The sequence below is a fragment of the Acidicapsa ligni genome (assembly GCF_025685655.1).
Lineage (GTDB): Bacteria > Acidobacteriota > Terriglobia > Terriglobales > Acidobacteriaceae > Acidicapsa > Acidicapsa ligni.
In genome coordinates, this window is the sequence record NZ_JAGSYG010000005.1 from 310,757 (window position 1) to 332,651 (window position 21,895).

Genomic DNA, 21,895 nt, shown 5'->3' on the forward strand with positions numbered 1-21,895 from the left:
AGACTAGGCTCCGCGTCCGCCGCGCGCCTGGTTCGTATGTGGATGGCCGGCATTGTCATAAACACTTGGCATGACTCCCTTGCCCTGCTCAATGACAAATATCCGATCGATACCCGGGAGATTTACATGTTCCACATCTCCTCCTGGCCAATGAATCTCAACCGTGCTGATCGAGGTTGCCTGTCCAATGCCGAAGTGAAGCCGCTGATCGTTTGAAGATTCAAAACTGCCACCGCTCATAACATCCCCACGTTGCCGAATGCCGCCTGCAGTTATAAATACCGTTGCGCCAACAGCATCGCGCGGACCTTTGGGTCCCCCGATAAGTTGCAGGCCGACCCAGTGATTTGTGTCAGCGTTCACATTGCGTAACAACACGGGAGAGTGATCGATGCAGTTGATTACAACGTCGATTTTGCCATCGTTAAACAGATCTCCAAAAGCAGCGCCGCGAGCAGGTATCACGTCAGCAAGGCCCGAACCCTCGACGGCCGGCACAGTGTCGAAATGTTTTCCATGATTGACATTGTGAAACAACAACGGCCGCTCCGCCCAGGTCGTGCCCCAGTCGTGCTGGTCAACCGCAGGGTAGACGTGTCCACTTACTGTCATCAGGTCTTTCCAGCCGTCATTGTCGTAATCGATGAATTGTGTGCCCCAGCTCAGGAATGGATATGTCAGTTCTGCGAGGCCCAGTCTGGATGAAATCTCCGAAAAGTTTCCTTCGCCGTCATTCTTGAAGAGCGTGTCATAGTCATCTGAAAACGTGGTTGTAAATAAATCGACAGAGCCGTTGTTGAGATAATCCCCGACGGCCAGCCCCATGGATGCGGTCTCACGAGCACTTTGATTCAATGCAAAGCCGGAGTAGAAACTCGCGTTTTCAAATGTTCCATTTCCGTTATTCAGATACAGGTAGTTGGGGGAAGAATCGTTCGTCACGACCAGATCTACTTTGCCATCGTGATTTACATCGACAAACGTTGATGAAAAGCCATAGTAGTGATCCGCATCTCCGACGCCTGCTTTTTCACTTACATCGGTAAATGTCCCGTCTCCGTTGTTATGGAACAGGTGATCTGCTTCCCCTAGCAGGCCGCGCGGGCCACACATGGTCTTTGCCCCGCGAAATTCACAGAATGCATAGCCTACAGCTTTTGTTCCTGACAGAGGAGGATTATCAACATCCCAGTGGATATATCCAGGAACGAATAAATCGAGCAGGCCATCGCCGTCATAATCTCCAAAGCTTGGTCCAGTAGACCAGTTACCAAGCGTGACGCCAGCATGCTCCGCAACATCGGTAAAAGTTCCATCATGGTTGTTGTGATAGAGGCGATTTTTTCCGAAGTTGGCTACATATAAATCAGGCCAGCCATCGTTATCGTAATCACCAACTGCCACGCCGTATCCCCACCGATCATTGTTAACGCCGGCTTTGGCTGTAACGTCGGTAAAGGTTCCATCATGGTTGTTATGAAAAAGAGCGGCATGTGGCGGGTCTGCCTTACCGGCCAGTGCCTCATAGGTTGAGCCGTTGACGAAGTAGAGATCCAGCCATCCATCCTTGTCGTAATCAATCAACGCAACGCCAGAGCCAATCGTGTCGAGGATGTAGTCTTTCTGAACGCTGCCCATGTGATGATGCCAAGTGCTGATCCCGGCGCTCTCGGAGACATCCTTGAATACCAGGGCGCCGTCTTTCACAAATCCGCCTGCGGTAATAGGTCTTTGCTGGTTGTCGAGGATGGCAGCACGGGCCGCTCCAGTCGCAGAGCCGAGCGCTGTAGGTGCTGTCTGGGCCTTGTTGGGTGGTGTCTTAGTGTCCTGAGAATAAACTGCAGTAGTTACAGCTGGGAGCACTGCCGCAAATAGGATTGAAGCAACTGCGATGTTCGTAATTTTAGTACGCAAGCTGAATGACATTGACGACACCTGTAATTAGACACTGACAGCGTAACAAGTATGGATAAGGCGAGCAATCCGGTCTTCAACTGATAGGATGGACCAGACCTCAGCCAAACGATGTAGATAGCCATCTACTCCTGAAATTCGATAGCCGCTCGATGAGTTTTAAAAAATCCCCGCCGGGTATAAATGCCTTGTAGCGAGCGGCGAAACTTCCAAATGCCTCAGCCTAAAGGCTGATATTTCGTTCGCCCTCCTGAGGGATGACAGATGGCTCATGGTTGCGATATTGTTCATTTCGCAGTCGCAGGCTCGATCATCTTGCTCAATATCAACGGAGACAGGAAAGAGAAAGCGGCCTATGCGGCGAGCGGAGCCGACTATGTGATTTCTCTACTACGTGTCGTTTCCTCGCGAGCAATCAGACGGGTGAAGTTCTCAGGGGGCTTAGATGCAAGTGATTTTTGCCGCACACTATGCAAGGGCACGATCTTTACTCGGATTGTTCTTATGCTTCCTCGCCATAATTTGTTTCATGCCCTTCCATATCTCCGCGCAATCGAGCTACACAGAGAAAGCTCCCCATCCACAACAGGCATATCCATATAGTCAGAATAGTCAAAGCGAACAGCCGGAATATATTCAGGCAGAACCGCAGTCCGAGGCAGGTCTAAATGCCGAACGTAAAGCATACGCAGATAAGGTGCGGCAGAGTTATAACTTTTCGGTGATGAAGGGAAACATATCTCTACCTGGAAATGCCACCGTTCAAGGTGGCGACTTCATCCAACCCGGTGCCTTTCCAAATGCTCAGTACTGCGGTCACTGTCACCAGGAAGCCTATCATCAATGGCGCCAGGCTCTTCACTCCAACTCCTTTCGAACTCCGTTCTATCGAGCTAGCGTAAACATCGTGATGAACACGAAGGGAATTCAGTTCGCGCGACACTGTGATAGCTGCCATAATCCGATCGCTGTTCTCTCCGGTGGGCTCACGCAGGAATCCATCGTGGACCGAAAGTTCGATCAGGATGGACTTACCTGTGCAACTTGCCATTCGATACAGAAGGTGCAATCAACCATCGGTAACGGCGGTTATGTTATGGGCGTTCCGGCGGTCATGACAGATGTGGATGGAAAGCGTATTCCAGGAGAAGTTCCTTACGCTGATATTCTGGCGCATCCCGACAGGCATGCAAAAGCTGTCATGCAACCGCTCTATCGAACTCCTGAATTCTGTGCAGCGTGTCACAAGGCCAATCTTCCCACTCCATTGAATGGTTATAAGTGGATTCGCGCATTCACCACATACGATGAATGGCAAAATTCAAAATTCTCACAACGTAATCCTCTGACTTTTTATAGCGCAGATTTCACCACATGCCAGGGTTGCCACATGAAGCGCGCGGCAAACACGCTGCCCGAGCCGGGCGCCAAGAATGGCACCTTCGTATCGCATCGCTGGGAGGCTGGCAATACTGCGGTTCCTTTTTACTATGGGTTCGATGAGCAGTTGCAGAAAACCATTGCATTCCTGCGCTCAGGGAACTATCTGAATGTCGATCTCTTCGCGCTTCAGATTGCTGGCCAGGATGAAATGATCGCCCCACTCGGCACTAAACCTTTCACGCTTAAACCGAGCGATGTGGTGCAGGCCCTAGTGGTAATTCAAAACAAAAACATCGGCCATTCGTTGATTCCCGAGGTGCGCGATCTATACGAGGCCTGGGTAGAGTTCACCGTGAAAGATAGTGCAGGGAAGGATATCTACCACAGTGGATTTATCAAACCGGACGGGATGCTTGATGAGAGAGCCCATAGCTTTACCAATCGTCCGGTTAATTCAGAAGGCACGTTTGTAGATAACCACAAGGTGTGGACCATACATTCTGTGGCCTATGACAACACTGTCGCAGCAGGCCGCTCTGCTCTGGTGCGCTATGAGTTTAAGATTCCTGCGGATATCAAGGATGCAATCACAATAACGGCTCGCGTCAACTATCGCCATCTTCGGCAAAGCTACATCAACAACGTGCTTGGCAAAGATCATCCGGATTATCCGATCATCGAGCTTGCTTCACGCAGCCGGGTTCTAAAGATCGGTGAAAACGAGATCACGCCTCCGGATGCTGGCGATAACCCGGACTGGATGCGCTGGAATAACTTAGGCATTGGTTATCTTGATCAGTTGCAGTATCCAGACGCTATCCATGCCTTTCAGGAGGTAGTCAAACTTCGGCCCGACTACGCCGACGGTTACACAAACCTTGGCCTGACGAACATTGAATGGGAAAAGTTCACCGATGCAAGGACAGTCCTGGATAAGGCGCTGGCTCTCAATCCTGATAGCGTACGAGCACTGTATTATTCGGCTCTTATCGAGCGCCGTTTATCGCACTCCGAAGTGGAGATTGCAGATCTTAAAAAGGTTGTCGAAATGTATCCGCAATCGCGGGATGCACGTCGAGAACTGGGGATTTCGTATTACCAGCAGGATCAGCCGAAGCTGGCGATGGAGCAGTTCGAAGAGTTGCAGAAGATTGATCCCGATGATCTTGCTGCGCACTATAACCTTGCAATCCTGTATCGCCGTGCAGGAATGAAGGATAAGGCTAGGAGAGAATCGGCCATGTTCGTAACCAAGAAGGTTGATCCCGGTGCGCCGACATACTCGCTTGATTTCCTACGGAAGCATCCGGAGATATCCACGGAAAGCGTGCCGTGGCATATACACTCGGATCTTTCCAATGAGGAGGTTAGAAGCGGTGGCCAGTACTAAGAATGGGCGGTTTCATAACCAGGAAAAGACGAAGGAATAGGATGTCATCGTTGATCAAATCATGGCTGGTGCTGGGACTGATCTTTGGATCGTTCATCGTAGTCTCACCGTATTGTCACGCAGAGAATTGTCCGTGGCTCAATGCTGCAACAGCAGGCGGTGTGCTAGGTGGAACGGTCGTTGCAAGGCTAACCCACACCACGCCGGAAAATATGACGTGTGACTATACGCTGGAGAGGGAAGGATCGAAATCTTCTCTGAAGATTGCCGTGCGCACATCCTCTACATCACAAAAGGACTTCCAGAATGCTCGCTCCTCATGCGGGGCAACTTCGACGCCATTGAGAGGTATTGGCAACGAAGCTGTGGAGTGTACTTTGAGCGAGATGGCTGGATATAGCACAGAGCAAATCATCGGTAGAGTACGAGATAGAGTATTTATCCTGAAGTGGTCGGCGCGAAAAACAGGGGATCGCTCGCACGCTGAGGATCTTGATGGCTCCGAAAGTATAATTCGAAATGTTGCCGAACAGATCGCGGGCAGTCTCTTCTAATTCTCAAGATCTAACCCTGGAGCAACCTCCATTAGACACCTACGCTTTATCTGCTCTCTCGCATTCTTTACCTCGCAGGCAATCGCACAGCAGGCGCATCAACCCGCCCAGAGCATGCCGGTGAGTGAGGTACAGCACCTTGTGGATCGAGGGCAGTTAGACGAAGCGTTGAAAGCGACGGATGCGTTGGCGCAACAACATCCTGCTGCGAAGGGTGTCGATCGATTGCGTGGCAAAATCTTCTACCTCAAGACGAATCTCGAAGAAGCAGACAAGGCATTTGCAGCAGCGCTACATGACGATCCCAGCGATCGCGAATCGTTGGAGTTGAGGGGCGTGACTCTATTGAGAATGGGGAAAACAGCTGCTGCATTGCCGTTACTGGAGCAGTCTCATGCCAATTTAAGCAACCTCAATATTAATGGAACCTATGTGCTGGCCTTGTGTTATTTGAAAGAGCATCGCTATGACGATGCGCGTCTCTCATTCGCGGGGTTTTATGGAATGGATGTAGAGTCGTCATCTTCCTATCTGCTTCTTGCGCGTATGTTATTGCGGGAGCAGAATTCTACCGCGGCTCAAGAGATGGCGAAAAAGGCTCTCACTATCAATCCCAAAATCCCAGAGGCTCATTTTCTGCTTGGCCAGATATATTTCTCCGTAGGCAACCTGGACCAGGCATTGGACGAGTTTCAGCATGAGACAAAAATCAATCCCATGTATGGACCTGCGTACGATCGATTGGGCGATACGTTGCTGCAGAAGAATCAATTCGAGAAGGCACAGGATGCGCTTAACCGCGCCATTCTTCTGGAGCCTGATATGACTGGGCCTTATATTCTGCTTGGGCAGGTGCTGCTGAAGCGTGACAATCCAGCAACAGCAGCCATCTATTTAAAACGCGCGGTGCAGATGGACCCAGGAAATCAGATGAGTCACTTCTTCCTCGGGCAGGCTTATCGAGATATGGGTAAGAAGCCGGAAGCGATGATCGAGTTCAAGGCTTCCGAGAAAATTACAGCTGCATCGCGGAAATAAAATCTTGCAATGAATCTTGGTAGCTTGCATACGTCGAGGTCTGACCGATCCAGTGATGTGGATCTCGAATTAGAGTTTGTAGCTTCGAGGCTCACACCATTCCGGTTCACACTACTGGATCGTCATTTTGGACTTACGAATCCGGGCCTCGCGACTTTGTACATCTCCGCGGCGATCTGATCAAAAAGTGCTGATGGGTCATCTCCGATTTTGTACACATTGAAGTGCGATCGTCCGGGCAGGAAGGTGAAATGACCGTCACCTCCAAGTTGCTCAAGTGTGGATTGCAGGCTGTGCGCAGCGCCGTCGAGATAGAACGTATCATCTGTGCCAACGAAGAGATGGATCTTACCTTTCAGATCAGGCCCAATGGTGCTCCAATCGGCATTCAGGTGTTGAACAATGTCATAGTGATTGCGCCAATACGAAGCGACCGCTGGATCGATCTCACCTGTGCTGCGATTGAATAACTGTGCGGGGCGGCCATCTACTCCGCGTGGAGAGAACACCCATTCGAATGAAGCTAACTGCCCGCCGTAGGGGCCGAGAACAGTCTCGACTTCAGCGAGCTGCTGCATTGTGGCTCGTGGTTTGCCTTGATCGCGAATCATCGGATTCGGTGTACCATCCGCGCCATGATAAAAGTTGGCATGTGGCGTGTAGATGTCGATGGTGCTGAAGAAACGAAAATCACTTGGGTCGGGTGAAGTAGACCAGGTGCCGCCGAAAATTTTTGGATATCGCGTTTGAAGCCAAAGGGTTGCCCATCCACCTGAGGAATGCCCTTGCAGAAAGCGTCCTGAGGTGCGTGCATCCATGCGATACGCGGCCTCGATATTTGGAATCAGTTCGGTTGTTAATGCGGCTCCCCACGGGCCATTGTTAACGGAGTCGGCGAACTCATGTGTGCCGGTCGGGCTACTCTCATCGAGAAGCACCCAGATCATCTCGGGCATGCTCCCCTGCTTCATACGGTTGTAGAACATCGGCGCAAAGCGTGCGCGGAGGCTTCGCAAGGTACCGCCGAAGCCATGCGTGAAATAGACGGTAGGGTAGTGCTCGTTGGGATGAGTCGCATAGCCAGGAGGCAGCAGAACCCAGCCGCGCATGTGTATCTCTCGTCCCCAAAACTTGCTGAGTAGCGGGCTGGTGAAGTCCAGTGGCTTGATGGCTGAATTTACTTCAGGATTGTTTGCGAGTGCGTCGGGCGGCTCAGGTATTACCTGGGTGAGGGCAAGGCTTGGCGATGTAGAAAACGGAAGAGTGACAGTCACGGGTTCACTTGCAAGATCACCCGAAGAGCGGCTGTCGTAGTTATAACTGTGATGAATGTCCAGAACTGCCTGAACTCTATAGGTACCCGCAGATGCTCGCGAAAGTGGCTGAGGAAACACGATATCATTCGCATCGATATCGACTGTTTCACCTGGGGTAAGCTGCGGCAACTCCTTGGCGGCAATATAGACGCTGGAGATAGACATCATGTCCATGTCGACGGAAGAGGTGTTCTCCGGTTGCATACCGATGAACACAAGCAGTCGTCCGGAGACTGGAGATTTGAATTTGGCGTCAAGAGTAACATGAAAAAATGTATGCTGAGGTGGAGCGCTTACTGTCTGCGCGGGCAACGTAAGGGCGTAAAAAAAGACGAGCACCAGGCCGAGGAATCTGCGTTTAGACAATAGCTTAAAGGCTGGAGTGTTTTGGTGGTAATTGCTTAGTCGCGTAAATATCCTCTTTCTGCCATGCGTGCGCCAAGACGCTTGAATGCTGCGTCTGAGACAGGCTTCACTCCGTTGCCGGAGACGAAGCGATTGTAAAAGTTGAATAGACCGCAGGCTGCTATGGCGTAGTAAATGGATGTATCGTCCCATCCGACGCTATGCAGGATCGCTACATCTGCTTCATCAATCGAGCCGGAGTTTAGTGTGAGTTTATGCACAAAACGCAGGATGGCTTTGTCTTTCTCTGCCAGCGGTGAAGTCTCCAGATCTCGCACCACGCTCCATACGAGAGCTTCATCGCCGAACAAATGCGCGGCCACTGCGGCGTGTGCTTTCATGCAAAATTCGCAACGATTGAGCGACGAAGTGTAAGTCGCAATCAGCTCTCGCATGGCCTTGCTGATGGGCGCGTCTTCATGCATGATTTCATGCGAAAAGGCAGCCAGATAATGCGATGCTTTGGGTCGAAATGCGAGCAGGTTCCAGATGCGCCAATACTCCGCTCCAGATGATTTTGCCGCAGCTATCAAATCGAAATAAGGGCTGGGCTGCGGGTTGTTTTCCACATCAGCCAGGAACAGGGAAGCTGCGGATTGTACAGTCCTCATTGGATACTCCCGTTGGATTCAATTGCATTTTCATTCGCGATAACTGTTTCATCTTGCATACTGCGGAGCAGTCCTTGAGATGAAAGTCCAAAGGCATTGGCTACGCGATTAAATGTGGCAAAGAGAGCTACGATGTGGATGGCCTCGGCGATCTGCGCTTCGTCCCAGCCTGCTTGTTTTAATACATCTATCTCGATCGCTCTGATCTCCTGCGAATCATCATTCACTCTGGCTGCGAACTTGAGCAGAGCTTGTTCTGCGGTGGTGAGTGTGGAGGATGCAATGTCGTTCTGTTGCAGCGCGCACAGCAGTTCGGATGATCCGCCATGCATGCGAAGAAAATAGCCATGACTGTCTGCGCAATAGACACAGGCATTCAGTGTGGAGACAAATGTCGCGATCATTTCTTTGTGGCGGCGATTCAAGTGACCATCGGCGAAGAGCAGGCTCTCGGCTAGGTCCATCATGTGACGCAGCATTGGAGGGTGCGTCGCGAAGCACTTCAAAATTCCGGGCACGTCCGGCCTGCCGAAGTGAGAACGGAAATGTTCGTAGAGTTCCGCTACTTCGCCACTCGCTTCGTTTTCCTCCACGACCGGGAGATTCGTGGAGGAAGGCTGGCGTTTTTTATGGGAAAGACGTGATAGTTTTTCGTACTCGGGCAATACCAAGAGTCACCCCTGTTAAAACTCGATTCGCGCGGCGAACTGAAATGCGCGTGGTCCGCCTGATCCGAAGAATCCGCCAGCGGTACTCACGGGCGAATAGAAGTTCGCCTGCACGCTTTGCGCGGGCTGGCCATCGGATGCCGGTTGATATGGGCTGATGGAGATATTGCGTCCGGCATAGTTGCTGTTACTCGATCCGCGAATATTCGTTTCGTTGAACATGTTGAACCCTTCACCGATCAAGCTCAGCTTCGCATGTTCCCAAAGGCTGATCTCTTTTTTGAGGCGAAGATCAAGCGAGCTGAATGGGCTGTAGAAGTTGATGCCTGCAGGTACATGCTGGAGTGTGCCACCAGCAAGGCAGGGAAACGCTGCAGGGCATGCGGGCAATGCATTCCAGCGATCGATGACAGCATTGAGCTGATTGCTGTTTTTGATATCGCGTCCGATGGTGTTGCGTTGCAGCAGCGGGAGGCGAGAACCGCTTGAGCCATTGATGCTGCCCGTGCCAGGAAGAAAGGTATCTGCCGCCACGCCTGATCCGTAGGTATAGATCGGTGCGAGGGACAGGCGCCACGGCAACTGTGCTTCTCCATAAAGCGTCAGGCGATGGCGTTCATCCGTTACAGCGTAGCCTTTCTCCATGCGCAGATCGTTGATGCCTTCTACGAGATCGACTTGTTCATCGGCAGTCGAGTCGAGTTGGTCATCGTCAGAGAAATCAAACGTTTTTGAGAGTGTGTAGCTGATGTTGTATTGGTAGCTTATCGGGCCAACCTTCGTGGGACGATGCCCGACGCTGGTGATCAGACCGTCATACCAGGACTTTGCCTGTGATTGCAGCAGGGTGATGTTGTCCGAGATTCCACTGAGGGGATCGGTGATGACGCATGGTTGATTGTTGCCGGGGCATGTAATGTCCGGCGAGGTGGAGGTTGTATCGCGCAGGAGATGACCTATGATTTGCCGTGTTGCAAAGACATGCAAGCCATCCGCTGAAATGAGCCAATTGCTGCCAACCTGTTGCTGTACGCCAAGCGAGAACTGCTGGAAGAGTGGATGATGCGCATTGGGCCCCATTGCCAGAATGCCGACTCCTCCGGTCTGATGCGGCCCGCTGAATGCGTTCGACAGGGTTGGGCTGCCTGCTGCAAAACTGGCCATAGGCGCAAAACATGCGTTGATACTTGCACCGTCGGGTACGAATGGCGAGTTGCAGCTTGAGCCTCCGTACTGCGTGACGGTGAGTGCGCGATCATTCTGCACGAGCTCTTCTGCGCCAGCCTCAAGAATGATGCGATCGTAGTAGATGCCATAGCCACCACGGATAGCAGTCTTGCCCTTGCCGAGTGGATCAAAGACAAATCCTACACGTGGCGCGAAGTCTTTCTTATCCGGAGTCTTCTTGAGGTCGATGACGTTAGCCATCCAGGTGCATGGCCTGGTTGGCTCAACCGTCAGGCTAGGGCATGGATCATGCGCGCTGGAATTGCCGGTGAGGTTCGAGTCGTACTCCCAACGGAGGCCGAGATTGAGCGTGAGCCTTGGATGAACACGCCAGTCGTCCTGCACGTAGCCAGCGACATAACTATCGAAAACGGTTGGAATTGGAATCGGCATAACGGGCGCGCTGCTCTTGAGTGCAACGGCAATCGGGATGTCGAGATCATTGACCTGACCATCTCCATTCAGATCTGCAAATCCAAAGTTCGAAACAAGGATTAGAGTGCCGGTGCCGAAGATATTCAGTTCGCCATTTGCCGTGTAGTGTTGGAACTCGCCTCCGATGCGCAATGTATGTTTTCCGAGCACCCATGAAAGAGCGTCGCGTACCTGGTAGCGATCGAGATGCGTGGCTTGTGGAAGATTGAAGTTCTCACCATCCGCGAGATCGGGGAAAATCAACTCATTCGTGAGGCCAAGGGACGCTGGATCAGTCGTTGGAGAATCCTGCGGATACGTGGGGATGTTGTTATAAAAATTGTCGTAATGGAAAGAAAGGTCATTGACCTTGGTGGGCGAGAGTACGGAGTTGAAGTTAGCGACGATGGAGTTAAAGCGGTTCAGCGAATTCTGCCGTTCTGCTGCGGTGAAGGCTGGTGTGCTTTCCGATGGTGAGGCCTCTGCCGTGTCCGTTGAGCGGTTGAAGGAATAGCGCACCATCAGGCGATTGTGTTCGCTGATCTGATCATCGAAACGCGTTGACCACAGTGCATCGCGTAGCGGCGCAGAGGCGGCAGAGTTGAGGATGGTGCCGCTTGCGAAGTCACGCGTACCGGTTTGGATAGATGCGTTCTGGTTGCGATACTCAACGGATGAAAACCACCATGCATGATCGGTGGCAATGGGGCCGCCGATGGATCCGCCGAACTGTTCGCGGTCAAAGGGTGGAGTTGGCAAATCACGATTGAAGGTAGCAGGCAGCGCTTGCAGGTTGCGATTTCGCTCGAAGAAAAAGACAGAGCCGTGATAGGCGTTTGCACCGGCCTTGGTCACGATGTTTACGATGCTGTTGCCGGAGCGACCAACCTCGGCGGTGAATCGGCCAGTGGCGATTTGAAACTCCTGCACGGAATCCTCAGGAAAATTGGCCAGTGTTCCGCCGACAACTTCATCGTTGTTATCGCCGCCATCGACGGTGATGTTACCTCCACGACCGAAGCCGCCTGCGGAACTTACTTCAAGCGTGTTGGTCTTGGTTGGATCAAACGTCGGCGCGGGACGATTGCCGGGGACAAGATAGGCAAGCTCCAGAAAATTGCGGCCATTGAGAGGAATGCTATCGATTGTCTTTGACGTGATTTGTCCCTGGATCATGGATTGCGTTAGATCGAGGTTTACCGCGGATGCGTTGACGGCTACCGTGGTTCCAGAATTGGCAACCATCAGGTGCGCATCCACTGTGGTCGTACGGCCAGCCTCAATGACGACGCCTTTGAATTCGCTGATTCCAAATCCAGACTGCTCGATTTTCAGGTCATACGCGCCGACGGGAAGATTGGAGAGAGCATACAGACCATCCGTGTTCGTCACGGTCTCACGCGACACGCCCTGCGTGACGCTCAATGCTGTGATGTGGGCACCGACCACGATGGCATCTTTGGGGTCGGTCACGATGCCATTGAGACTGCCTGTTGGTATCTGTGCATGAACAAAACGTGCAACCAGACTTAGGACGACGAATAGAAAAACGAATCGACTTATCTTGAGCATTGAAGCATCCCCACGTTCTCGAGATTGGCAGCAACGTACAGCCCAGCGGGGCGTTAAGCCCGCAACTTCAGGAAGAGGCATCTGGATTTTCGTTAGGCTGCGACCGACCAAATCTATAGGAGTGAAGCACCTCTGTCCTCCATCAGGGTGTGGGGATTGGCCCCCACCTAACGATGGAGAGATGGGAAGGAGCGCAATATCTGTCTGCGTACCGCGTGGCTCATCCTTTCGATGGATGCGGGTTGGGTGGTCGCCACGTAGGATTTTCGACGTGGCGAATCAATCAAGACAGTTAGGATTGGCGGCTGCTGTCGCTGTGGTGACAGGCGAATCAATCGCACTTGGAATTTTTCTTACTCCTGCGGCAATGGCTAAGTCGCTCGGCTCTCCTATGTTGCTTGGGTTGATATGGCTGGGCATGGCTTTCATGGCCATGTGCGGCGCACTTTGCTATTCCGAACTGGCGATACGGTTTCCAGAATCAGGCGGCGAGTATGTCTACTTGCGCGAGGGATACGGCGAACAGCTTGCTTTCCTTTACGGATGGATGAGTTCGATTGTGATGTATCCGGGGGTGGCTGCCGCGCTTGCTGTAGGCGCGGCGCCGTACCTGGCACAGGTGCTGCCGCTAAGCCCGCAGGCTGTTTCCATTGCTCCATTTGTGATTCTTGGTTTGTTCTGCGGAATCAATCTGCTCGGTACGCGGTTGAGCGGAGCGATCATGTCGTTTGCCAACATGTTGAAGTTGGCGGTGTTGTTCTCGTTGGTAGGTTGGGCCGTCGTCTCAGGTCACGCGCATATTTACAACCTGTTGCCACTGACGCCGCGTCGTCCCGGTTCTGACGCAATTGTTCCAGCGATTGCAGGCGGAATCATCAGCGCATTTTTCAGCTTTGGCGGATGGTGGGAAGCAAGCAAAATCGCAGGAGAAGTTCGCAACCCTCGCCGCAATCTGCCGCTGGCTTTCCTTGGCGGAGTTGCAATCGTAACTGCTGTTTACCTGTTGATCAGCGCGGCGTTTCTCTCTGTGCTGCCGATTGAGCAACTAACATCGAACACTGCATTTGTCGCGCAGTTTGGCGGAGTATTGTTCGGCTCAGCAGGTGCTCGTGTACTTTCCATTTGCGTATTGCTCTGTGTCTGCGGAGGCATCGCTGCTCTCACCATGGCTGCGCCGCGTGTCTGTTATGCGATGGCCCAGTCGGGCGCGTTCTTTCCTGCATTCGGCAAGTTACATCCGCGCCTGGGAACGCCGATCAATGCGATCCTGCTGCAAACAGCCCTTTCCCTGGGAGTGCTGCTGCTGGGTGCATTTGATCGTGTCCTGGCATACATTATCTTCTCGGCAGTTGTCTTTCTCGCGCTAACTGCTACCACTCTTTTTCGCACAAAGGAACCTGTTCGAGGCTGGTGGTTTCCTATGGCTCCGATCCTGTTCATCGCTTGCTGTGCGGTAATTGCGCTGCTCATTCTTATGCACGATCCATTGCCTGCGCTGGCAGGGGTTGGCATCGTTCTATGCGGAATTCCACTGCGCAGGTTTCTCATGCCTCGTCCAGCCGTTGTGCCGCTCACATCCGAAAGGGGATAAGTTCAACATGCCACATATTCAACTGCCCGAAGGTCTGCAAGGGATTCGTGGGCCAATGGCTTTTCGGCCTGAGACGGCCAAGCCGCTTAATGAACTTGCAGAGATTTTGCTGCACGCGCCTAACTCTCTCGATCCGGCAGAGCGCGAATTGATTGCTACGTATGTCTCGTCGTTGAACGACTGCTACTTCTGCCAGACAGTGCACGGTGCAATTGCGGCGGCGCATCTCGATGGCGATGAAGATCTCGTCAAGCGCGTCAAGGCCGACTTTCAGCATGCTGGCATCTCTGACAAGCTGAAGGCGTTGCTGGTCATTGCAGGCAAGGTGCAGCGCGGAGGCAAGCATGTGACTGCGCAGGATGTGGAAGAGGCTCGCAAGGTTGGTGCGACGGACGTCGAGATACACGATACAGTTCTGATTGCAGCGGCCTTTTGCATGTATAACCGCTACGTCGATGGCCTCGCGACGTGGCAGCCGCAAGAAGAAGACCTTTATCGCGAACGTGGTAAAAAGACCGCGCGAGAAGGCTATGTGACCATGAGCAAGGAATACATTCCACAAGCTGAGCTTGAGACGCAAGGAGCCTGAACTATGCCACACATTGATCTTCCCGCTGGACTGCCAGGAATCAGCGCCGGGTTCGCCTTTCGGCCTGAGACGGCGAAGCCCATGCGTGAATTGGCGCATGTTCTGCTACATGAACCCAACAGTCTCAATCCCGGTGAACGAGAGCTGATTGCGACCTATGTGTCGTCTCTGAACGATTGCTATTTTTGCCAGACCAGTCATGGAGCAGCGGCTGCGTGTCACCTGGGAAACAGCAGCACCGTCAAGCAGGTCAAGGCCGACTTTCAGCATGCTGACATCTCTGACAAGCTGAAGGCCTTGCTGGTCATTGCAGGCAAGGTGCAGAGCGATGGGAAGCACGTCACTAAGCAGGACGTAGACGCTGCGAAGGAACTTGGCGCCACAGATATGGAGATTCATGACACGGTGCTGATTGCTGCTGCTTTCTGCATGTACAACCGCTATGTCGATGGACTGGCAACGTGGCAGCCGCGCCAAGAGGGTATGTACGAGGAGATGGGCAAACACCTGGCAAGCGAGGGTTATCGGAAATCATCCATGACTGCTGCTTAGTGGTCATGAACGACTCCACCTGTTCCGGAAATAAAAACGAGCGCCAGCGTTTCCGCTGCGCTCGTTTTTACTTTCGGCAAAGCTAACCTGTGCGTCTTACTTATCTGTCGGTGGGGCGGCATGTTTCGTTGACGCGGCGCTCTCAGGCAGTGCCCATGCGAAGAGCACTCCACCGTTGCCGGTCATGATGTACTGGCGGCCATCGAGTTCGTAGGAGATCGGCGAACTCTGCATGCCCGACCCAGTACCCGCATGCCACAGGGTCTTGCCATTGCTTGTATCCAGCGCAAGCACGTTACCGGCGCCATCACCAGTGATGGTCAAGCCTGAATCGGTTGTCATGACGCCTGCGCCTGAGCCGCCATCGCCAAGCTCGTGACTCCAGCGAATCTTGCCTGTCTGGTAATCGATTGCCTCAATGACGCCCTTGCCCCATACTCCGTAATCCGCGCCGGCCCAGCCGTAATTGCCGTCAGCGGCCTTGGCAAAATAGAGGCTCCAACTTGGGTGCGCATCAACGATGAACAAGCCGGTCTTAGGATCGAAGCTGGGCGCGCGATAGTTGGTGAGACCACCTTCGTCGGGAGCGATAATGCGTCCATCCGGCGCGGGCTCTTTATCGGGATTCGGAATCGGTCTGCCATCTTTATCAATGCCCGTAGCCCAGTTGGTTGGGCCATAAGGCAGCGTGAGCAGGCTCTTGCCGCTGATACGATCCAGCACAAAGAAATAGCCGTTGCGCGAGGCCTGCATCAGCAGCTTGCGCGGCTTACCTTGAAAATTGGCATCGACAAGGACGGGGGTTTCGACGGCATCCCAATCATGCGTGTCGTGCGGAGAGACCTGGAAGCCCCATACCAGTTTGCCGGTATCGGGATTGAGAGCGACAATGCTGCAAGTCCAGGGATCATCGCCTGGGCGACTCTTTCCGTTCAGGACGGGCGTAGGATTTCCTGTCCCCCAGTAAATGAGATTCAGATCCGGATCATACGTGCCGGTCATCCACGTCATGCCGCCCGTGGTCATGTTCGGCGTTCCGGCTGGCGGAGTGCTGTCCCACTGCCACTGCGTCGAGCCTGTCTCTGGATCGAAGGAACGAAGATAGCCATTGAGATTATCGAAGTCGCCAGAGACGCCGACGATGACGTGATTGCCGACAACCAGCGGAGACATCGTGGTCCAATAGCCTTTGCTTACGTCGGCGATCAACTGGTTCCAGCGGACGGTACCATCCTTCGCGTTCAGCGAAATCAAGTGGCAATCCGGTGTAACGAAATAGAGCCAGCCCTTATACATGGCCACGCCACGCTGGCCGATATGGTCGCCTTGCGTCGTCGGCTTGTTGTAGTGCCAGAGCATGTGCCCCGACCGCGCATCGACTGCCCAGATATTGTCTGGCACCGTGAAGTAGAGCACGCCATCCACGAGCAGCGGCGAAGACTTGATCGATGCCGCCTGGTTGGTTTGAAAGGCCCACGCCAGGCTCAGGTTGCCGACATTCTGCGGTGTAATCTGCTTGAGATGAACGTGCCGCCTGCCCGAGTAGTCTCCGTGATAGAGCGGCCAGGTATCCGGCGCAGGATGCAGTATCTGCGCGTTATCGAGATTCTGAGCGTCAAGCTTGTATGGCGCTGTCGCGAGCACCGCAAATGCGCTCATGGAAAGTGCGGCAATAGTCAGTGTGTTTTTCAGCAGCTTCATATCGATGACAGAACCTCTCGTGACTTGAGCGACATTTGACTAGAACTCAACGGCCTAACGCAGCGTCTGCAGATAGGCCATCAGGTTATGGATGTCGTCGTCCGTGTACTTGGGGAACTGCTCCACATGCGCCTGAACGGGAGAATCCACCGTGTATTTCACGCGGTTCGTGGCCCACGAACGATAGGTGCCGTCGGCATCCCGCATGCCGACGGTGAACTCATCGCGATAGGCGAGCGTGCCGCTGATCGTTTTTCCGGGCGCAATGGTGACCGTAAGCTTACTCTTGGCGCCGCTGGGATAAAGCATGCGCTCTTCAAGCCGCAGCCCTTCAAAACGGTTCGCTATTCCTGCAAGGTCACCCGAAGGCGAATGGCATTTGCTGCATCCGCCCGCTCCGTTGAAATAGGTTTTACCCGCTTGCGCGTTGCCGGTTTGCAGGTCTGCTACGGCGACTCCGCGACGGTTGCCCTTCATGGATGCTGCTGCTGTCTCACGCTCGCGAATGAATGCGACGAGGCTCAGCAATTCCTGGCTGGAAAAGTTGAAGGCAGGCATCTTCTTTTCTGGCCGGCCTTCGCGTACCACGCCTGAAATCGCGTCGCCATTCTTATCGCCTTGCACCAGTTTGGATTGCGTCAGGTCAGGCCCGGTTTCGCCACCCATCGCATCCCGGCCGTGGCAGAAGGCGCAGTTCTGCTGAAAGAGCGAACTCCCTGCTGCCGACAGGCGGGAAGAATGCAGAGCCGCATTCGATCCGCTGGCCCCAACCGCGGATGTGGTTTCAGGGGCAGGCTGATCGGTCGTGGTCAGGTAATGCAACAGCGCGGTCATTTCATCTTTGGAGATCTTCGGGAATCCAGGCATGCGGCCCTTGCCCGTGTAGATGAAAGCCGTAAGCTTCTCGTCCGTCAACTGCCGCTGAATGCCCAGCAGAGGTGGGAACGCAGGCAAAATGCCTTCGCGCTGATCGCCATGACAGATGGCGCAGTGCTTGGCATACGAGATCGCGCCCGCGTCAACCGGGCCTGCAGGCGGCTGCTGCATCGCCTGGGACGCCGAAGCCATGCTTCCAGAAGAGGAGCCGTGTGCAGCCGCGTGAACCGGCCGCTCGGTGCCCTGATAGATCATGAATCCTGATGCAATCAAGGCCAGAACTGCTGCAACCCGATATCGATTCATACCCTGTTCCAACGTAAAACCCTCTCATGGTGCTGGTAGAGATAACCGGTCGAACTGACTGGAGCAACACGCTCCAGCACGAGCCGCTTTTCAACCTGCGTACTTGATCAACTGCATGAAGCCATAGTCCATATGCAATTGTTGGTGGCAATGCATCAGTGTGTCGCCAGGATTATTCGCAACGAAGTCGACTTCCACCGTATCCAGCGGCATGATGTTGATGACATCCTTCATCAGCCCGCTCAGACGCTTGTCGCCGATCTTCGTGATTTCAAATGTATGGCGATGCAGATGGATCGGGTGTTGATCGCCGCTGCCATTGCGGAAGACCATCCGATAACGCTTGCCGGGATGCACGATCAGCGGTTCAATCTCCGGCCAGGACTTGTTATTGATCGTCCAGATATCGAAGTTCGAGCCACGCTTCGGGCCAATATCGCGGAAGGTCAAAACGAAAGTCTCATCCGGTGTAGCAGCCGTGGTTGTATTGGCAAACTGCGTGTAATCCCAGTCGACCGGCTCTGGATCTTTCCATGCCGGGGTGCCCGTCTTGTCGGCGTATTCGACCACGATGCCCAGGCCCATCTGCCGCGCCTTTTCGAGCGTTGAACCCAGAATCCAGACACCGGGAGAGTTCATCTCCACGACGGCATCGACTCGCTCTGCAACCGCAAGCGAAAGAACTTCGACGCTCTTTTGATTCGGAACTGGATTGCCATCCATGGCGATGACCGTGAACTTGTGCCCAGGCAATGCGAGTACAACGTTATCCGTCGCGCTTGCATTGAGCAGACGAAGCAGTACGCGCTGCCCCTGCTTGACGCGGATTGGTTCGCCTGCGCCGAGCATGTGGCCATTGATGGTGGCGTATTTATAGCCAACATCCGAACCACTGGTCTGGGGCACATTGGAGGATTGCTCGCGCATCATCTGAACCATGGGAACGAACGACGGCTCCCAGTGATGGATGGCGAGATTGAACTCCTGATCGTAGCGCGCCGGTTCCTCTTTGCCCTCAATCAGCAAAAAGCCAAACTGCCCAGTGTAGGTGCCGAGGGAGAGATTTTCATACGCTGCAGCATGGGTGTGATACCAGCGCGTTCCGGATGGCTTGGGGGTAAACGTGTATCGCTGCGTTTTGCCCTGGCCGATCATCGGCGAACCTTCTTCCATCGCGCCGTCGTTCAACGAATCGATTGCCAGACCGTGCCAGTGAACCAGGTCGGGTTCCGTGCTGGCGTTGGTGACATCGATAGTGACCGGAACTCCCTCGCGCAGCCGCAGCAGCGGCCCGGGGACCTGTCCGTTATAACTAGTTGTCTTGATACTCACGCCGGGTCCGATGTCGAGCGTGCAGGGCTCAATGCGAAGTGTGTGGTCGGGCTTGCCTTTCAGCTTGCCCGGGCTTTGATTGGCCTGCGCAGGCAGAAGCCGCGGTATGGATTGGCTTGCCAGCAGCACTCCTGCCGAAGAGAGAAAACTTCTACGATTCATCGGGTTCGACCGCCATTGTTGGATTCCGTGTTCAGTACGATTGAATGCATATTCAGTCCGTTGCTGGTAGATCTCAGTCCTGCTAGACCCACCACGCGGCTGAAGGCTTTTCTTTCAGGATGATTCCGTTGAGGAACTCCGCCGCTCGCGTGAGACCCTCTTCCGGCGAGAGCAGACTGTCCTCATGCTCAATCGAGAGAACGTTGTCATAACCGAACATGCGCAGCGTAGAAACAAATTCCTTCCACCACTCGGCGCCATGCCCATAACCGCATGTGCGGAAGATCCAGCCTCGATTGCGCTCATCCGTATACGGCTTGGTGTCGAGTACACCGGTGCGCGGCAGGTTGGCTGAGTAGAGCTGCGTGTCCTTCGCGTGAACATGGAAGATCGCATCGCCTAGCACGCGAATCGCGGCAATTGGATCGATGCCTTGCCAGAACATGTGACTTGGATCGTAGTTGCATCCGATGGATGGACCGGCGATTTCGCGGAGCCGCAACATCGTTTCAGGGTTGTAGACCACGAAGCCCGGATGCATCTCGATAGCGATGCGTACGCCATGATCCGCGGCAAACTTTGCGCGCTCAATCCAGTAGGGAGTAACCACCTGCTCCCACTGCCAGGCCAGCACATCCAGATACTCCGGCGGCCACGGACAAGTTACCCAGTTAGGCGCTTTGGCGTTGGGCGAATCTCCCGGACATCCCGAAAAATCAACGACCTCTGTTACTCCAAGCTTCTCCGCCAGCAGAATTGTTTTGCGATTGACGTCCTGCGCCAGCCTTGCCTGTGCAGGGTCAGGGTGCAGCGGATTGCCATGACAGCTCAGAGCACTGATGCTCGTACCCTGATCAGCCAGCCTGGTCTTGAACCCCTGCAAAGCCGACGCATCTTCGAGCATCGACAACTTGCAGTGCGCATTGCCCGGATAGTTTCCCGTACCTAATTCCACGGTGTGAATATCCAGGGTTTGCAGCTTCGCCAGCACTTCTTCCAACGGAAGCTTGGACAGTAAGGGGGTAAACACTCCCAGTTTCATTGCGTTCGATCTCCTTGTTTCCGTCCGTAACTAATTTGCCTCAGGAAAGAACTCTACCCGCTGCCACACGTTCCCGGCAACATGACTTCTTAGCATTGCATCGACCAGGCAGGTCGAACGATAGCCGTCCTCAAAAGTCGGCAACATCGACGGCCTGGCCTCTGGAGCACCGCCTGCGTGAATCCATTCGTATGCATCGCGCATGAGATTGCAGAAAGCATCGGCCCACGATTCCTGATGTCCACCCGGCAAGTGCGTATAGCGCTGCGCTTCCGGCAGAACGAGCGAGGGGTCTTTTGCCAGCAGGGAATTCGCCTGGTCATAGTGGCCGATCCAGAGTTCATTCTGCTGCTCCTGCTTCCACTTGAGCGAACTCAGCTTACCGTTCACCTCAAGCACCAGATCGTTCTTATGACCTGGCAAAACCTGCCCTACAGAAAAGCATCCTTTGGCCCCGCCATCAAAATGCAGCAGTACGCTGCCAAGATCCTCCGACTGCACGGTAACCGGTACTTTATCGCCGGTTCGCTTTGCCGAGAATGCCTCACCCGAAGCACCCGTAGAGTAGCGCTCAGGAATGACCGTGGTCAGGTCCGCAAGCACTGAAACAATCTTCAATCCCGAGATATGCTCCGCTAGATCGCACCAGTGCGAGCCGATATCCCCAAGGGCAGAAGTCGCGCCACCCTTGGCCGGATCGGAGCGCCACGAGTAGACGTTCGGATCGGTCATCCAGTCCTGAAGATAGTGGCCGTGAACGAAGCTGACATCGCCGTTCTGGCCTTTGGCAATCATCGCGCGTGCCTGCTGCACCAGAGGATTTCCGCGATAGTTGAACGTGACCACATGCGCCACCTTTGCTGCCACCGCAGCATCGCGAAGTATGCGCCCCTCCTGCGGATTCAGCGCCAGAGGTTTGTCCGAAATTACATGTTTGCCCGCTGCCAACGCCGCAAGTGTAACCGGCAGATGCAGATAATTCGGCGTTGTATTGTGGATGACCTGAATATCCGGATCAGCGATCAGGGCATGGAAATCCCCATAAGCTCGATCGATCTTCAGTTCGCGAGCCTTGCGCTCGGCAGATTCCTGTGAAGATCCGGCGATGGCGACGACGTCCACGTCGCCCAATCGCCGGACGGCATCAATGTGATGTGCTGCAACAAAACCGGGACCAATGAGTCCCATGCCAATTCGCTTCATAACGCTCTATGTGTACCTCGCTTGCCGAGTCAATCTGCTTGCAGCTTAC

16 protein-coding genes are annotated in these 21,895 nt (G+C 53.8%); 6 read left to right on the forward strand and 10 right to left on the reverse strand.

Going from position 1 to position 21,895, the window contains the following annotated elements; all coding sequences use genetic code 11:
• Nucleotides 1-3: 3 nt before the first annotated feature.
• Complete coding sequence (locus OHL19_RS18150) at nucleotides 4-1,926, reverse strand: CRTAC1 family protein (protein ID WP_263359223.1); 1,923 nt, start codon at nucleotides 1,924-1,926, stop codon at nucleotides 4-6.
• A 517-nt stretch (nucleotides 1,927-2,443) separates the two neighbouring features.
• On the opposite strand from OHL19_RS18150, the gene OHL19_RS18155 reads away from it, so the two are divergent.
• From OHL19_RS18155 to OHL19_RS18165, 3 genes are all read left to right on the forward strand, one after another.
• Nucleotides 2,444-4,687, forward strand: coding sequence for a tetratricopeptide repeat protein (locus tag OHL19_RS18155; protein ID WP_263359224.1), 2,244 nt, complete (start codon nucleotides 2,444-2,446; stop codon nucleotides 4,685-4,687).
• A 41-nt stretch (nucleotides 4,688-4,728) separates the two neighbouring features.
• A complete protein-coding gene (locus OHL19_RS18160; protein ID WP_263359225.1) occupies nucleotides 4,729-5,241 on the forward strand; it encodes a hypothetical protein in 513 nt (170 codons plus the stop codon).
• A gap of 120 nt (nucleotides 5,242-5,361) precedes the next feature.
• Nucleotides 5,362-6,279, forward strand: coding sequence for a tetratricopeptide repeat protein (locus OHL19_RS18165; protein ID WP_263359226.1), 918 nt, complete (start codon nucleotides 5,362-5,364; stop codon nucleotides 6,277-6,279).
• Nucleotides 6,280-6,401: 122 nt separating this feature from the next.
• Here the strand turns inward: OHL19_RS18165 and OHL19_RS18170 are convergent, their stop codons facing one another.
• The 4 genes from OHL19_RS18170 to OHL19_RS18185 form a co-directional block, all read right to left on the reverse strand.
• The gene (locus tag OHL19_RS18170) at nucleotides 6,402-7,961 is read right to left on the reverse strand and encodes an alpha/beta hydrolase (protein WP_263359227.1); all 1,560 of its coding nucleotides are present in this window, start codon (nucleotides 7,959-7,961) and stop codon (nucleotides 6,402-6,404) included.
• A gap of 35 nt (nucleotides 7,962-7,996) precedes the next feature.
• The gene (locus tag OHL19_RS18175; protein WP_263359228.1) at nucleotides 7,997-8,611 is read right to left on the reverse strand and encodes a carboxymuconolactone decarboxylase family protein; all 615 of its coding nucleotides are present in this window, start codon (nucleotides 8,609-8,611) and stop codon (nucleotides 7,997-7,999) included.
• Entirely contained in the window at nucleotides 8,608-9,204 is a 597-nt protein-coding gene (locus tag OHL19_RS18180) for a carboxymuconolactone decarboxylase family protein (RefSeq protein WP_263359229.1), read from the reverse strand. The genes OHL19_RS18175 and OHL19_RS18180 overlap by 4 nt, the downstream gene beginning before the upstream one ends.
• Nucleotides 9,205-9,294: 90 nt before the next feature.
• Complete coding sequence (locus OHL19_RS18185) at nucleotides 9,295-12,492, reverse strand: TonB-dependent receptor (RefSeq protein WP_263359230.1); 3,198 nt, start codon at nucleotides 12,490-12,492, stop codon at nucleotides 9,295-9,297.
• Between the two features lie 271 nt (nucleotides 12,493-12,763).
• On the opposite strand from OHL19_RS18185, the gene OHL19_RS18190 reads away from it, so the two are divergent.
• From OHL19_RS18190 to OHL19_RS18200, 3 genes are read left to right on the forward strand one after another with little or no spacing between them, the layout of a single operon-like run.
• Nucleotides 12,764-14,083, forward strand: coding sequence for an APC family permease (locus OHL19_RS18190; RefSeq protein ID WP_263359231.1), 1,320 nt, complete (start codon nucleotides 12,764-12,766; stop codon nucleotides 14,081-14,083).
• A gap of 7 nt (nucleotides 14,084-14,090) precedes the next feature.
• Nucleotides 14,091-14,672, forward strand: coding sequence for a carboxymuconolactone decarboxylase family protein (locus tag OHL19_RS18195; RefSeq protein WP_263359232.1), 582 nt, complete (start codon nucleotides 14,091-14,093; stop codon nucleotides 14,670-14,672).
• 3 nt (nucleotides 14,673-14,675) lie between these two features.
• Entirely contained in the window at nucleotides 14,676-15,224 is a 549-nt protein-coding gene (locus OHL19_RS18200; RefSeq protein WP_263359233.1) for a carboxymuconolactone decarboxylase family protein, read from the forward strand.
• A gap of 96 nt (nucleotides 15,225-15,320) precedes the next feature.
• Here the strand turns inward: OHL19_RS18200 and OHL19_RS18205 are convergent, their stop codons facing one another.
• The 5 genes from OHL19_RS18205 to OHL19_RS18225 form a co-directional block, all read right to left on the reverse strand.
• Nucleotides 15,321-16,925 (reverse strand): acido-empty-quinoprotein group A, encoded by a 1,605-nt coding sequence (locus OHL19_RS18205; protein ID WP_263359234.1) that lies wholly within the window; start codon nucleotides 16,923-16,925, stop codon nucleotides 15,321-15,323.
• 54 nt (nucleotides 16,926-16,979) lie between these two features.
• The gene (locus OHL19_RS18210) at nucleotides 16,980-18,107 is read right to left on the reverse strand and encodes a c-type cytochrome (protein ID WP_263359235.1); all 1,128 of its coding nucleotides are present in this window, start codon (nucleotides 18,105-18,107) and stop codon (nucleotides 16,980-16,982) included.
• A gap of 90 nt (nucleotides 18,108-18,197) precedes the next feature.
• Entirely contained in the window at nucleotides 18,198-19,601 is a 1,404-nt protein-coding gene (locus OHL19_RS18215) for a multicopper oxidase family protein (protein ID WP_263359236.1), read from the reverse strand.
• 82 nt (nucleotides 19,602-19,683) lie between these two features.
• Nucleotides 19,684-20,643 carry a sugar phosphate isomerase/epimerase family protein gene (locus OHL19_RS18220; RefSeq protein WP_263359237.1) on the reverse strand — a complete coding sequence of 320 codons (960 nt, stop codon included), beginning with the start codon at nucleotides 20,641-20,643 and terminating at the stop codon, nucleotides 19,684-19,686.
• Between the two features lie 30 nt (nucleotides 20,644-20,673).
• A complete protein-coding gene (locus OHL19_RS18225) occupies nucleotides 20,674-21,846 on the reverse strand; it encodes a Gfo/Idh/MocA family protein (protein ID WP_263359238.1) in 1,173 nt (390 codons plus the stop codon).
• Nucleotides 21,847-21,895: the final 49 nt, after the last annotated feature.